The organism is Gordonia sp. C13 (assembly GCF_023218005.1).
GTDB classification, from domain to species: Bacteria; Actinomycetota; Actinomycetes; order Mycobacteriales; family Mycobacteriaceae; genus Gordonia; species Gordonia namibiensis.
In genome coordinates, this window is the sequence record NZ_JALPSY010000030.1 from 26,041 (window position 1) to 38,250 (window position 12,210).

Consider the following 12,210-nt stretch of genomic DNA (forward strand, 5'->3'; position numbering starts at 1 on the left):
GTACAACCGTCGTTGGTACCCCAGCTACAAGCGGAGTTTGTGACCTTCCAACGATTCGGGCTCTACCGGGGGCGCGGCATCCACGCGATCGTGGTGGACATGACCACGATGACCGCTCGCCCGACCCCGGCCGGTTCTCTGCCCGGCACCGCGCGCGGAGTGCGCGCCCGGGTCACCTACTTCCCGCCGAACTGGTTCGCGGCGGTGATGGGCACGGGGATCATCGCCATCGCCGCGCACGGCCTGCCCTGGCAGCCGGCCGTCCTGAGCGTCGTGGCCGCCGGGTTCTGGATGCTTGCCTGCGTCGTGTTCGGGGGCGTGGTCATCACCACGATCGGCCACTGGCTGATGGACCCTGCTGTCGCTCGCAGCCACCACGATCACCGCGTCGTCGCGCACTTCTACGGTGCGGTGCCGATGGCCGTCATGACGGTGGGGACCAGCACTCTCCTGGTCGGCGTCGGGATCGTCGGCCGAGACGTTGCCCTCGGCGTCGATGTCGTGTGCTGGATCGTCGGCACGCTCGGCGGCGTGGTGACCGCGCTGGTCATCCCGTACCGGCACCTGATCTTGCGGCGGGCTCACGTCGGGGAGGCGTTCGGCGGCTGGCTGATGCCGGTCGTGGCGCCGATGGTGTCGGCGTCGGCCGCGGCGATCCTGGCCGGTCAGCTCGGCGCCGGATGGGCACGGACCCTGGTTCTCGGGGTCGGGTTCGCGATGTTCGGACTGGCGGTGGTCGCCGCGACGCCCATCCTGGTCGCCCTGGTCCGTCGGTTCCGGACCGGCGACCACGGCGCCGCGACCATGATGCCCACCTGGTGGATTGTGTTGGGCCCGCTCGGGCAGTCGGTCACGGCGGTGTGTCTGCTCGCCCACGTGGCGCCCGACGCTGTGTCCGCCTCGGTTGCGGGAGCGATGCACGAGTTCGCGGTCGCCTATGGGCTCGTCGTGTGGGCGGTCGCCACGGTCTGGATTCTCGTCGCCGCGCGGCTCACCGTCCGCACCGCTCGTGCGGGTATGCCGTTCGCGATGACGTGGTGGTCGTTCACCTTCCCGATGGGCACCTACGTGACCGGTTCCTCCGCGCTGGCGCTCACCCTGGGCGGACCGGTGTTCGAGGTCGCGGCGGTCGCCGGTTTCGCGGTGCTGGTCCTCGCCTGGGGTGTCGTCGCCGCCCGGACCGTCCGGGGCGTCGTCTCCGGTGAACTCCTCCGACTGCCGATCCCGGGATGTTGACGCCTGTCGCGGACGTCAGGATCATCGGAAGGGCGCCGGAAGGTCGCGCTCGGACATCCGGTGTGCCGAGCACCCGCAACCGGAAGGAGTCGCCATGGCAGACACTCAAGCGTGGACCGGAGGGGAAGCGAACGACGCCGACGTCGTCGAGCAGACGACCCCCGTCGAGCCCGTCGACGGTGAATCCCCCGTCGAGTCGGAGGTGCCGTCGATCTCCCTCGAGGCCGATCCCGCCGACGTCGTCGAACAGGCGACCGCGCTCGGTCCCGACGACCCCGACGAGTACCCGCCCGACGACGATCGGTAGAGAACACACGCACATGGCGCGTGTTTCTTCTACCGATCGCGCGGTGTCACATCCCGGCCGGCGGATGTCCGAGGCAGATCAGCGCACCCATCGGGTCCTTGATCGCCGCGAGCGTCCCGTACGGGGTGTCCTCACCGGGCATCACGATCTCGCCGCCGAGGGACTCGACCTGCTTGACCGTCGCCGCCACGTCGTCGACGGTGATGTAGATCTGCCAGAACGACGGCACCTCGTCGGGAAAGAGCTTGGCAGCGTCCATGATCCCGGCGTAGGACTCTTCGCCGTAGAAGATCTGGCCGTAATGGTCGGGGCCAACGGCGTCGGGGTCACCGCCGGTGCCGACCTCCTCGATGCGCGCGCCGAGCACGGCGCGATAGAAGTCGAGTGACTTGGCGTAGTCCTTGGACTGGCATTCGAACCAGTACGGGGTGCCGTGTTCGCCGAACTCGGAATAACCCTTGTGCTGCTTCGGCTGCCAGAAACCGATGACGGCTCGGGCCGGATCGGTGGCGACCATCATCGTGCCCTCGTCACCGACCGGCATGGGCGGGACCATGACGCTTCCACCGGCCGATTCGACCGCGTTCACGGTGGCGTCGGCGTCCTCGGAATGCAGATACACCGACCAGATGTTGGGCGGCCCAGCCTCTTCCATCGCGGGGCTGAGCCCGGCGACCGGTTTGCCGTTCTTGAGGAAGTTCCGGTAGCCGCCGAACTCCTCGTTCGGTGTCTCCGTCTCCCAGCCGAAGATCTCCCCGTAGAACTTCTCGGCTCTCGCCGTGTCGCTGCTCATCAGGTCGAACCAGATCGGGGCCCCAGACGGGGCTGCGTACTCGGCCATGCTCGTATCCCTTCGTTGCCATGCGGAATGTTGGTGAACGACTGAGGTGGAGACTCTCAGCGTCGCGCAAACTCATCGCTCCGACAGCGGGTTGGGATGCTCCGGTGAGATCGATACCGGCGCGTGATTTCGATACGGCTCGATCAGCGGATGGCAATCTTGGTGGCATGACGACAGAACCGGGCATCGTCGACAGACTTCGCACCTTCGTGTGGCCTGCCGCCCTCGTCGGTGGCCTCCTCCTGGTGCTGTTCGCGCAGGTGGAGTGGGGAAGCACCGACGAGGGTGTGCAACCGTCCATCACCGGTCTCGGACGGGTGACCGTCCCGGGGGCGAGCGATGAGGACGTGGCCTTCTTCTTCGAGGACAACACCGACCGGCCCGGTCTGAGTGTGGTGATCCTCGGTGCGGTCATCGCGCTGGTCGCCGCGTTGGCGTGGTGGCGCGAGCGTCTCCGTCCGGCGGCGATCGGGGTGATCGGACTGGCCGCGGTGGTCGCTCTGGTCGTGGGGCTGCGGACGCTGAGCGATCCGGCAACGCACCTGTTCTCCGACCGGGTCGCCGAGGCCCTCGACCTCGAACTCCCGACGATGCAACCGGGTTACGGGCTGCTCGGCACCGTGGTGGTCGCGGTGCTGCTGCTCGTCGTCGTGGGGTTCGCGGTCGCGACCTCGGTGTGGCCCGGACGGTCGGTGGGCCCGGTGGTCAGCCGAAACGACGAATCGTCTTGATGGGCCCCATGTCCTTGACCTTGGTGAAGCCGATGGGCTTGCCGGTGGCGTAGGCGTTGAACACGCGGCCGCCGCCGGCGTAGATGCCGACGTGCCCGGCGTCGCGGCCGAAGATGATGATGTCGCCGGGGGCGAGGGCGCTGAACGGGATCGCGTTGCCGACCTTCGCCTGCTGCTGGCTGGTCCGCGGCAGTTTCACGCCTGCGGTGTGGAAAGCCCACTGGACGAGACCGGAGCAGTCCCAGGAGTGCGGACCGGTTCCGCCCCACCGGTAGGGCTTGCCGATCTGGGTCATCGACGCGCCGAGCGCCGCCAGACCGGTGGGGGTGGGGATGGGCAGGTAGATCGGTACCGAACCGGTGGAATCACTGGAGCCGGAACTCGACCCGGCCGCGGCGGCGCGTCCGGCATCGGCGAACGGTGAACCCACGAACGGCGCCGCGACGGACAGCGCGGCGGACAGGGCGACAGCACAGGTGACCCGCACGCAGCGGGTTCGCAAATCGGACATGACGCTCAGATTGGCCGACCGAATACCCGCGTGTCGCCGTTAGTTCTCTACGTGTGATGAAGGTGTGACCGTTGTGATGCGTGAGACTAAGGACAATTAATGTTGCCCGTGGTGCTCAAATCTACGCTCACCAATAACCGTCGGGATCCGTGGCGGGTGACTCCGGGGGAATGATCCCCTCGGCGACGCCGTGGTCGATACTCGCCGACAATCGGGCGCACGTCGGCATCATCGCACCGGGGAGCAACGGTCCGTTGCCGTCGTCACCGCCGGCGCGCATCTGCTCGAGGCCGTGGCATCGGTTCCGGGCGTCGGCGTTCCACTGCACGCTCGTGTGGTGAGCGCTGGTCTTCTTCACCAGCACGCAGGCGTGGCAGGCGCGGCATTCGATCTCCCGCATGCCTCCCTGTAGGTAGTGCTCGCGGTCGCGCTGGGTCGCCGCGTGGACCCGGGCCGCCCGGTCGGGATCGTCGCCGAAATCGGGCGCCTTGGCCCAGTGTGCTCGTGACGCGGCCCGGGTCATCGTCAGACCTGCGCCTTCTCCGAGGAGTCCGTGGCGCCGTCTGCCGACTGTTCGGCCGCAGCCTTCTCGGCCTCCTGGCGCCGGAGGTTCTCCTCGATCTCGGCGTTCCAGCTCTCGACTGCCTTCGAGGTGTCGATCTCGTACTCGAACCGGCCGGTCATCTCCTCGGTGACGTCGGCCTTGTCGACGTAGAACTGCTCATACCAGCGTCGGAGCTGGTACACCGGGCCGTCCTCCTCGACGAGGAGCGGATTGTCGATCCGGGTCTTGTTCTTCCAGATCTCGACGTCCTGCAGGAAGCCGACCTCGACGCCGGCGCTGATCTTGGTCGCCATCTTCGACGCCTGCTCGGCGGTGAGGCCCTCGGGCACCTTCGCCATGACGCCGTACATCAGGACGAACGAGTTCTCGTCGATCGGGTAGTGGCAATTGGTCAGGATGGTCTCGACCGCGAAGCCGCCGTAGTACTGGACCATCGGGTTCAGCATGTAGGACGGGCCGTAATAGGCGGCGATCGATTCGAGCCGACTGTCGCCGTAGTTGGTTCCCAGCGTGACGTCGGGGCGTCCGTGCGAGTTCATGTACTGCGCGGCGATCTCGCCCTCGAAGACGTTCTTGAAGTAGTCCGGCAAGGCGAAATGCACGTAGAAGAAGTGCGCCATGTCGACGACGTTGTCGATGATCTCGCGGCAGTTCGAGCCCTCGATCACGATCCGGTTCCAGGTCCAGTCGGTCCACTCCTCGGACCCGACCTCGGCCAGCTCCGGGATGATGACCTCTTCCGGCGGCGGGTTGCCCTCGGGATCGTTGTAGACGAAGACCTGGCCGTTGCGGACCATCGACGGCCACGAGCGGGTCTTGGCGAGCTTGGGGTTGCGCTTGGCGTACGGGACGCCGGCACAGCGGCCGTTGCCCTTCCACAGCCAGCCGTGGAACGGGCAGGCGACGTTGTCGCCGGACAGCTTGCCCTGCGACAGGTCGCCGCCCATGTGTCGGCAGTAGGCGTCGAGGATGTTCAGCTCACCTTTGGTGTCGACCCAGACGACGAGCTTGGTGCCGAAGACCTGCACGGAGTGCGGCTGGCCGTCGTCGAACTCGCTGAGCAGACCCAGGCAGTGCCACCCGCGGGCGAACCGGGTGGGCGGTGCGCCGGTGTCGATCTCCCGGATGCCCACCTCGGCGTCGTCGGACGAACCGGGGGTCTTCGGGGTCATCGTGTCGGGTGCTGGTGACATATGCCCTCTCCTGTCTGTGGCTGGTGTCGCATCGAATCTTGCCACCAATACTAGAACACGTTTCAAATCCTTTGGGTGGATCGCTGTCCAGATTGCCGATCAGTGCTGTACATGGGCATAAAGTCCCGGTGCTCGACAGAAATGAGAACGTGTTCTAATCTCGAACTCGATGAGTAAGCGGCCGGCGCCGTCCGGCCGAGGGAGAGACAGGTAGGAGCAGGCGAGATGCCAGCACAACGGAGCGAAGCCGCCGAGCAGGTCCTGGAGAAGATCAACGCACTGCTCCCGGAGATCGAGCAGCGGGCGCAGGCCACCGAGGATCTGCGCCGAATCCCCGAGGAGACCGTGTCCAGCCTCGAGACGGCCGGCTTCTTCAAGCTGATGCAGCCCGAGCAGTGGGGTGGTTACCAGGTCGATCCGGTCACCTTCTACGAGGCCGTGCGGCGTATTGCCTCGGCCTGCGGGTCGACGGGTTGGGTGTCGGGCATCATCGGCATCCACAACTGGCACCTCGCACTCTTCGACCAGCAGGCGCAGGAAGATGTCTGGGGCAAGGACCCCAACGTCCGCATCTCGTCGTCGTACGCGCCGATGGGCATGGGTGAGGTCGTCGACGGCGGCTACAAGGTCAACGGATCGTGGGCCTGGTCCTCGGGTTGCGACACCGCCGACTGGGTGTTCGTCGGTGGACCGGTCATCAAGAACGGCAAGCCGGTCGACTTCGTCAGCTTCCTGATCCCGCGCGAGGACTACACGATCAAGGACGTCTGGAACGTCGTCGGTCTGCGCGGCACCGGCTCCAACACCATCGAGGTCAAGGACGTCTTCGTTCCCCGCCACCGCATGCTCAGCATGCGCACCATGTCGATGGGGCAGAGCCCGGGTCTCGAGCAGAACACCGCGCCGGTCTACAAGATGCCCTGGGGCACTATTCATCCCAGCACCATTGCGACCCCGATCGTCGGGATGGCATACGGTGCCTACCACGCTCACGTCGAGCACCAGGGCAAGCGCGTCCGCGCCGCATACGCCGGCGAGAAGGCCAAGGACGATCCCTTCGCGAAGGTGCGTATCGCCGAGGCCGCCAGCGACATCGACGCCGCCTGGCGCCAGTTGTCGGGCAACCTGCAGGCCGAGTACGACCTGATCCTCGCCGGCGAAGAGGTTCCCATGGAGCTGCGTCTCGCGGCACGTCGCGACCAGGTGCGCGCCACCGGCCGGGCGATCTCCGCCATCGACCGTCTCTTCGAGAACTCGGGCGCCCACGCACTCGAGAACGGAACCCCGATCCAGCGGTTCTGGCGCGACGCCCACGCCGGACGCGTGCACGCCGCCAACGATCCGGAACGTGCCTACGTCGCATTCGGCAACGGCGAGTTCGGGATTCCCATCGGCGACACGATGGTTTAGGGGCCCTTCGTGACGCTCGCAAGCTCGCTCCTCAGGGAGCAAAAGGAGTGAAGATGACTGACTGTCCGATCCGTTCATTGGGATACATGAGGATCGAGGCGACCGACATCGAGGCCTGGCGCACCTACGGCCTCAAGGTCCTCGGCATGATCGAGGGCTCGGGGCTCACCGAGGGTGCGCTCTATCTGCGGATGGACGATTTCCCCGCCCGCCTGGTCATCGTGCCCTCGGAGCACGATCGCCTGGCCTGCGCGGGGTGGGAGGTCGCGAACGCCGCTGCGCTGCAGGAGGTCCGCGACCGCCTGGCCGGTGCGCACGTCGTCTTCCGGGAGGGCAAGGACGAGGAGATCGCCGACCGCCGCGTCGCCGAGATGATCGTGTTCGACGACCCCGCAGGCAACACCCTCGAGGTGTTCCACGGGGCCGCGCTCGAGCACCGTCGCATCGTCAGCCCGTACGGTCATCGCTTCGTCACCGAGGAACAGGGTCTCGGTCACGTCGTGCTCACGTGTGAGGACGACAAGGCCGCACTCGAGTTCTACCGGGACGTCCTGGGATTCAAGCTCCGCGACTCGATGCGGCTGCCCCCGCAGGTCGTCGGACGCGAAGAGGGCGACGAGGTCCCGTGGCTGCGGTTCCTCGGCTGCAACCCGCGACACCACTCGTTGGCGTTCCTGCCGATCCCCAACAGCACCGGCATCGTCCACCTGATGGTGGAGGTCGAGAACTCCGACGACGTCGGACTCTGCCTCGACCGCGCCCTGCGCAAGAAGGTCCCCATGTCGGCAACCCTGGGCCGGCACGTCAACGACCTGATGCTCTCCTTCTACATGAAGACACCGGGCGGCTTCGACGTCGAGTTCGGTTGCGAGGGAAGAACGGTCAACGACGACGAGTGGATCGCGCGGGAGAGCACCGCGGTCAGTCTGTGGGGGCATGACTTCAGCGTCGGGTTCAAGAACTGACATGGCCCAGACGCCCTACGGGTCCGCGGAGTTCGACTCCCGGCAGTTCCGTACCGCGATGGGTCAGTTCTGCACCGGCGTCACGGTCATCACGACCGTCGACGACGACGGCAAACCCGTCGGCTTCGCCTGTCAGTCGTTCGCCGCGTTGTCCCTGGACCCGCCGCTGGTGCTGTTCTGCCCGATGAAGACCTCCCGGAGCTGGAAGGTCATCGAGAAGACCGGCAAGTTCTGCGTCAACGTCCTGTCCAACCGACAGCAGGACGTGAGCGCTGCCTTCGGCGCCCCGGGCGACGACAAGTTCGCCAACATCACCTGGGACCCGTCGCCGGCCGGACTGCCGGTGATCCGGCATGCGCTGACCTGGGTCGAATGCGACGTCGAACGGGTCACCGACGGTGGCGATCACCACATCGTCATCGGCCGAGCCCTCACGCTCGGCGAAGTGCTGCAGGACAAGCCGTTGCTCTTCTACCGCGGTGGCTACCTGTCGACCGAACATCCGCGGGTGACGCCGGCACAGGCCGAACTCGAGAACTTCCTGACCTGGACGGGCGGAGACACCTGGCTATGAGCTCGCGCGAGATCGCTGTACCGCAGGACCTGACCAAGCCCCTGACCGATGCGATCGCCGAGGCCGAGAAGCTGGTCGCCTCGGCGGAGTTCGCCGAGACCGAGCAGGATCTCGCCGAGGGATACGACTATCTGGCGGGCAGCATCGCCGCGATCATCCAGCTGGTTCGCGGCCGGTCGTTGTCACACCCGAACTTCGTGACCTCGACCGGACCGTCGACCAAGATGGGTCTCGACAACCCGGACACGCTGTACTACCACGCCGACGTCGAACCGACCGGGACCTATGTGGTCCGCGGACGCCGCGGCACCACAGCCGATCTCAGCTTCCAGGTGCTGCGCGGCGACTACACGCCGTCCGCGGTGCCCGGGGGCGAGGACGCCTTCGACGACCGTCGCCTGACCATCGCCGACGACGGCACGTTCGAGCTGACCTTCGGGCCGGCGATCGCCGATCCGCCCGACAACTACTTCGCCCTCGGTGAGGGCGCGTCGATGCTCGCGGTCCGTGAGGTGTACTCCGACTGGACCGAGCGCAAGGGTTCGATCACCATCGAGCGCGTCGACACCGTCGGCACCGCGCCGGCGGAAGCCGATCTCGCACGCGTCGCACGCAGGTATGCGACCGCGGGCAAGATGCTGACGGCGCGCATCAACACCTGGTTCAACTTCCCCAAGTGGTTCTATCTCGACGAACCGGTCAACACGTTCACCCCGCCGCGCCAGACACCTGGCGGACTCAGCACGCAGTTCTCGTCGGTGGGTCACTACCGGTTGGGGCCCGACGAGGCGATGGTCATCACCATCCCGAAATCCGACGCGCCCTATCAGGGATTCCAGCTCGGGAGCATGTGGTACATCTCGCTCGACTACGTCAACCACCAGACCAGCCTCAATTCGGCTCAGGCGCAGGTCGATCCGGACGGCATGATCCGGATGGTCGTGTCCCACCGCGATCCCGGCGTCGCCAACTGGATCGAGACGACCGGCCGGGAGAAGGGCATCCTGCAGTTCCGCTGGCAGCGCAGCGACTCGCCCATCGGTCCGGAACTCGGCCCCACCGCAACGGTTGTCGGCATCGACGAGGTGGCCGCCCACCTGCCGCACTTCGAACACAACAAGATCGACGCCGCTGGTTGGTCCGACCGGATCGCCGCGCGGCAGCGCGCGTTCGCCGAGAGGATGCTGGGATGAGTTCTGGAGCGGGTCTGCTCGACGACAAGGTGGTCGTGGTATCGGGCGTGGGTCCCGGGTTGGGGCGCTCGATCTGCCTGCGTGCCGCTGCCCAGGGTGCCCGGGTCGTCCTCGCGGCCCGCACCGAGTCGCGCCTGAAAGAGGTTGCCGCCGAAGTCGATGCGGCAGGCGGGACCAGCCTCGTCGTGCCGACCGACATCACCGACGACGCCGCCGTCGACAATCTGGTCGCCACCACGCTTGCCGAGTTCGGTAGCGCGGATGTCCTGGTCAACAACGCCTTCGCCCTACCGTCGATGAAACCGCTCGGGCGCACCGACTTCGACCAGATCACCAGCAGCATCGAGGTCACCGTCGTCGGGACACTGCGCGTGATCAAGTCGTTCACCGACTCGCTCGCCGAGTCGAACGGATCGATCGTCAACATCAACTCGATGGTCATCCGGCACTCCGAACCGAGGTACGGCAGCTACAAGATCGCCAAGTCGGCGCTGCTGGCCATGTCGCAGACGCTGGCGTCGGAGCTGGGGGATCGCGGTATCCGGATCAATTCGGTGGCGCCCGGTTACATCTGGGACGACCAGCTCAAGTGGTACTTCGGCGAGGTCGCCAAGAAGTACGGGATCACCCCCGAGCAGGTCTACGAGCAGACCGCGTCGAAGTCCGATCTCAAACGTCTGCCCGAGCCGGACGAGATCGCCGACGCCGTGATGTTCCTTGCCTCGCCGATGGCCCGGGCGATCACCGGGCACACCCTGGACGTGAATTGCGGTGAATACCATGACTAGTGCAGCGCGTACCGACGTCGGGACCATCGAGGACCTGCATGCTTCGGCCACCGGGCCACCGGCCTCGAGGACTTCGGCGACACCGATTACCTCGAGCCACTGGGCCTCCTGCTCGACTCCTACCGGTCCGAGGCCGGACTCACCGAGCTCGGCAGCAAGATGTTCCGGTTCTTCCTCAAGGGCGCACTCGTCGCCCGGTTGCTGAGTGAGGCGTCGTGGAAGGCGAACCCCGAGCACGCCGGGGTCGAGATCACCCGGCCCATCTTCGTGACCGGTCTGCCGCGCACGGGAACCACTGCGTTGCACCGGCTCATGGCCGCCGACCCGGACCACCAGGGCCTCGAGATGTGGCTCGCGGAGTTCCCGCAGCCGCGGCCGCCGCGGGACACGTGGGCCGACAACCCGGTGTACCAGCAAATCCAGGCCGGCTTCGAGCAGCACCACGTCGAGAACCCGGAGTTCATGGGTCTGCACTACATGGACGCGGGCGAGGTCGAGGAATGCTGGCAGTTGTTGCGGCAGAGCGTCACCTCGATCTCCTACGAGTCGCTCGCCCACATCCCGACCTACTCGCGCTGGCTGGCGCAACAGGACTGGACGCCTGCGTATCTGAGGCATCGAAAGAATCTGCAGCTGATCGGGTTGAACGACCCGGATAAGCGGTGGGTGCTCAAGAACCCGAGCCACCTGTTCGCGCTCGACGCCCTGATGACCGCCTACCCCGATGCGCTGGTCATCCAGACCCACCGCGCGCCGTCGACCATCATCGCGTCGATGTGCAGCCTCGCCGAGCACGCCACCCCCGGCTGGTCGACGACCTTCACCGGTGCCCAGATCGGACAGGACCAGCTGGAACTGTGGTCGCGCGGGTTGCGCGAGTTCTCCCGCGCCCGGGAGAAGTACGACCCCGCCCAGTTCCTCGACATCGACTTCGCCGACCTCCGCTCGGACCCGATGGGCACCGTCGAACGTGTCTACGCCGCGCTCGACACCCCCATGTCCGACGCGGCCCGCGCGGCGGTGACCGCCCTCGACGAGGAGAGCAGGTCCGGTGCGCGGAAGCCGCAGCACCGCTACCAGCTGTCCGACTACGGACTGGACGAGGCGACGGTCGCGGCGGCGTTCGGGGAGTAGCCGGCGCCGCGCGGTTCCCGCGGGTATGTCTCCGTCCCGCCGATGTGTTTCCTTCCCGCGGGTCAGATCTGGCCAGCGGATAGGAAATATCCACGCGGTAACGGGAGCCCGAATTACAGTGCCCTCATGTCCGAACCGGAGAATCGGAAGTCGGAAGAGGGTCTGAGCCGGCTGATCGCGTTCGCGGACGCGGTGGTGGCAATCGCGCTCACGCTGCTGGTGCTGCCGCTGGTCGACATCGCGAACGACCTGCGGGAGGAGACCTCGGTTGCGGAGGTGATCTCCGACCACTCCCTCGAACTGACGAGCTTCTTCGTGAGCTTCGTCGTCATCTGGATTCTCTGGCGACAACACCACCAGACGATGGAGTACTTCCGTTCCTACGACTCGGTCCTGATCAACCTGACCTTCGTCTGGCTGCTCACGGTCGTGATCCTGCCGTTCGCCACGGCGATGATCGACGACAGCCGGGTCGAATGGGGGACCACGTTCTACATCGGAGTGCTCGCGGCCTCGGTGGCCGCGCTCGTCGGGATAGCCCAGTGGGGACACCGACATCCGGAGCTGCTCGCCGACGACGAGGCCACCCGACGCTGGACGAAGGCGTCCGGCGGCTGGGGAACCCTGTTGGCCCTGGCGATCGCACTGATCATCACGTTGGTGTTCCCCGAAACCGGGAACTGGCCGATCCTGCTGCTGGTCCTCACCGAGCCGATCGAACGGGTGCTGGACCGACTCCGCAACCGAGACTGAGAGCTGGGG

At 66.5% G+C, this 12,210-nt stretch carries 13 protein-coding genes and 1 pseudogene; 10 read left to right on the plus strand and 4 right to left on the minus strand.

What is annotated here, in order from left to right:
- Nucleotides 1-39: 39 nt before the first annotated feature.
- Together M1L58_RS19690 and M1L58_RS19695 are read left to right on the plus strand one after the other, a co-directional pair.
- Nucleotides 40-1,236: a TDT family transporter gene (locus M1L58_RS19690; RefSeq protein WP_248660173.1), complete on the plus strand. Its 1,197-nt coding sequence runs from the start codon at nt 40-42 to the stop codon at nt 1,234-1,236.
- A gap of 94 nt (nt 1,237-1,330) precedes the next feature.
- Entirely contained in the window at nt 1,331-1,543 is a 213-nt protein-coding gene (locus M1L58_RS19695; RefSeq protein ID WP_006865393.1) for a hypothetical protein, read from the plus strand.
- Nucleotides 1,544-1,589: 46 nt separating this feature from the next.
- Here M1L58_RS19695 and M1L58_RS19700 read toward each other — a convergent pair whose 3' ends face one another.
- The gene (locus M1L58_RS19700) at nt 1,590-2,384 is read right to left on the minus strand and encodes a VOC family protein (protein WP_248660174.1); all 795 of its coding nucleotides are present in this window, start codon (nt 2,382-2,384) and stop codon (nt 1,590-1,592) included.
- A gap of 167 nt (nt 2,385-2,551) precedes the next feature.
- Between M1L58_RS19700 and M1L58_RS19705 the strand changes: the two genes are divergently transcribed.
- On the plus strand, nt 2,552-3,115 hold the full coding sequence (locus tag M1L58_RS19705) for a hypothetical protein (RefSeq protein ID WP_248660175.1): 564 nt from the start codon (nt 2,552-2,554) through the stop codon (nt 3,113-3,115).
- Here M1L58_RS19705 and M1L58_RS19710 read toward each other — a convergent pair.
- The 3 genes from M1L58_RS19710 to M1L58_RS19720 form a co-directional block, all read right to left on the minus strand.
- On the minus strand, nt 3,090-3,626 hold the full coding sequence (locus M1L58_RS19710; RefSeq protein ID WP_248660176.1) for a C40 family peptidase: 537 nt from the start codon (nt 3,624-3,626) through the stop codon (nt 3,090-3,092). The genes M1L58_RS19705 and M1L58_RS19710 overlap by 26 nt on opposite strands.
- A gap of 127 nt (nt 3,627-3,753) precedes the next feature.
- The gene (locus tag M1L58_RS19715; RefSeq protein ID WP_006865389.1) at nt 3,754-4,149 is read right to left on the minus strand and encodes a hypothetical protein; all 396 of its coding nucleotides are present in this window, start codon (nt 4,147-4,149) and stop codon (nt 3,754-3,756) included.
- A gap of 2 nt (nt 4,150-4,151) precedes the next feature.
- Nucleotides 4,152-5,384 carry a Rieske 2Fe-2S domain-containing protein gene (locus M1L58_RS19720; RefSeq protein WP_248660177.1) on the minus strand — a complete coding sequence of 411 codons (1,233 nt, stop codon included), beginning with the start codon at nt 5,382-5,384 and terminating at the stop codon, nt 4,152-4,154.
- A gap of 225 nt (nt 5,385-5,609) precedes the next feature.
- Between M1L58_RS19720 and hsaA the strand changes: the two genes are divergently transcribed.
- The 7 genes and pseudogenes from hsaA to M1L58_RS19755 all read left to right on the plus strand — a co-directional run bounded on the left by hsaA (nt 5,610) and on the right by M1L58_RS19755 (nt 12,201).
- Nucleotides 5,610-6,794 carry a 3-hydroxy-9,10-secoandrosta-1,3,5(10)-triene-9,17-dione monooxygenase oxygenase subunit gene (gene hsaA / locus M1L58_RS19725; protein ID WP_006865387.1) on the plus strand — a complete coding sequence of 395 codons (1,185 nt, stop codon included), beginning with the start codon at nt 5,610-5,612 and terminating at the stop codon, nt 6,792-6,794.
- Nucleotides 6,795-6,847: 53 nt separating this feature from the next.
- Nucleotides 6,848-7,759, plus strand: a complete 912-nt coding sequence (hsaC, locus tag M1L58_RS19730; protein ID WP_006865386.1) for an iron-dependent extradiol dioxygenase HsaC — start codon at nt 6,848-6,850, stop codon at nt 7,757-7,759.
- 1 nt (nt 7,760) lies between these two features.
- A complete protein-coding gene (gene hsaB, locus M1L58_RS19735; RefSeq protein WP_006865385.1) occupies nt 7,761-8,333 on the plus strand; it encodes a 3-hydroxy-9,10-secoandrosta-1,3,5(10)-triene-9,17-dione monooxygenase reductase subunit in 573 nt (190 codons plus the stop codon).
- Nucleotides 8,330-9,526, plus strand: a complete 1,197-nt coding sequence (locus tag M1L58_RS19740; protein ID WP_248660178.1) for a hypothetical protein — start codon at nt 8,330-8,332, stop codon at nt 9,524-9,526. The genes hsaB and M1L58_RS19740 overlap by 4 nt, the downstream gene beginning before the upstream one ends.
- Nucleotides 9,523-10,314, plus strand: a complete 792-nt coding sequence (locus M1L58_RS19745) for an SDR family oxidoreductase (RefSeq protein WP_006865383.1) — start codon at nt 9,523-9,525, stop codon at nt 10,312-10,314. The genes M1L58_RS19740 and M1L58_RS19745 overlap by 4 nt, the downstream gene beginning before the upstream one ends.
- Nucleotides 10,307-11,448 (plus strand): annotated as a pseudogene (locus M1L58_RS19750) (sulfotransferase family protein). The gene M1L58_RS19745 and the pseudogene M1L58_RS19750 overlap by 8 nt, the downstream one beginning before the upstream one ends.
- A gap of 126 nt (nt 11,449-11,574) precedes the next feature.
- Nucleotides 11,575-12,201 carry a TMEM175 family protein gene (locus M1L58_RS19755; RefSeq protein ID WP_248660179.1) on the plus strand — a complete coding sequence of 209 codons (627 nt, stop codon included), beginning with the start codon at nt 11,575-11,577 and terminating at the stop codon, nt 12,199-12,201.
- Nucleotides 12,202-12,210 lie beyond the last annotated feature (9 nt).

Coding starts and splice junctions, on each gene's coding strand:
- M1L58_RS19695 (WP_006865393.1), top strand. CDS start 1,331: ATGGCAGACACTCAAGCGTGGACCGGAGGGGAAGCGAACGACGCCGAC.
- M1L58_RS19700 (WP_248660174.1), bottom strand. CDS start 2,384: ATGGCCGAGTACGCAGCCCCGTCTGGGGCCCCGATCTGGTTCGACCTG.
- M1L58_RS19705 (WP_248660175.1), top strand. CDS start 2,552: ATGACGACAGAACCGGGCATCGTCGACAGACTTCGCACCTTCGTGTGG.
- M1L58_RS19710 (WP_248660176.1), bottom strand. CDS start 3,626: ATGTCCGATTTGCGAACCCGCTGCGTGCGGGTCACCTGTGCTGTCGCC.
- M1L58_RS19715 (WP_006865389.1), bottom strand. CDS start 4,149: ATGACCCGGGCCGCGTCACGAGCACACTGGGCCAAGGCGCCCGATTTC.
- M1L58_RS19720 (WP_248660177.1), bottom strand. CDS start 5,384: ATGTCACCAGCACCCGACACGATGACCCCGAAGACCCCCGGTTCGTCC.
- hsaA (WP_006865387.1), top strand. CDS start 5,610: ATGCCAGCACAACGGAGCGAAGCCGCCGAGCAGGTCCTGGAGAAGATC.
- hsaC (WP_006865386.1), top strand. CDS start 6,848: ATGACTGACTGTCCGATCCGTTCATTGGGATACATGAGGATCGAGGCG.
- hsaB (WP_006865385.1), top strand. CDS start 7,761: ATGGCCCAGACGCCCTACGGGTCCGCGGAGTTCGACTCCCGGCAGTTC.
- M1L58_RS19740 (WP_248660178.1), top strand. CDS start 8,330: ATGAGCTCGCGCGAGATCGCTGTACCGCAGGACCTGACCAAGCCCCTG.
- M1L58_RS19745 (WP_006865383.1), top strand. CDS start 9,523: ATGAGTTCTGGAGCGGGTCTGCTCGACGACAAGGTGGTCGTGGTATCG.
- M1L58_RS19755 (WP_248660179.1), top strand. CDS start 11,575: ATGTCCGAACCGGAGAATCGGAAGTCGGAAGAGGGTCTGAGCCGGCTG.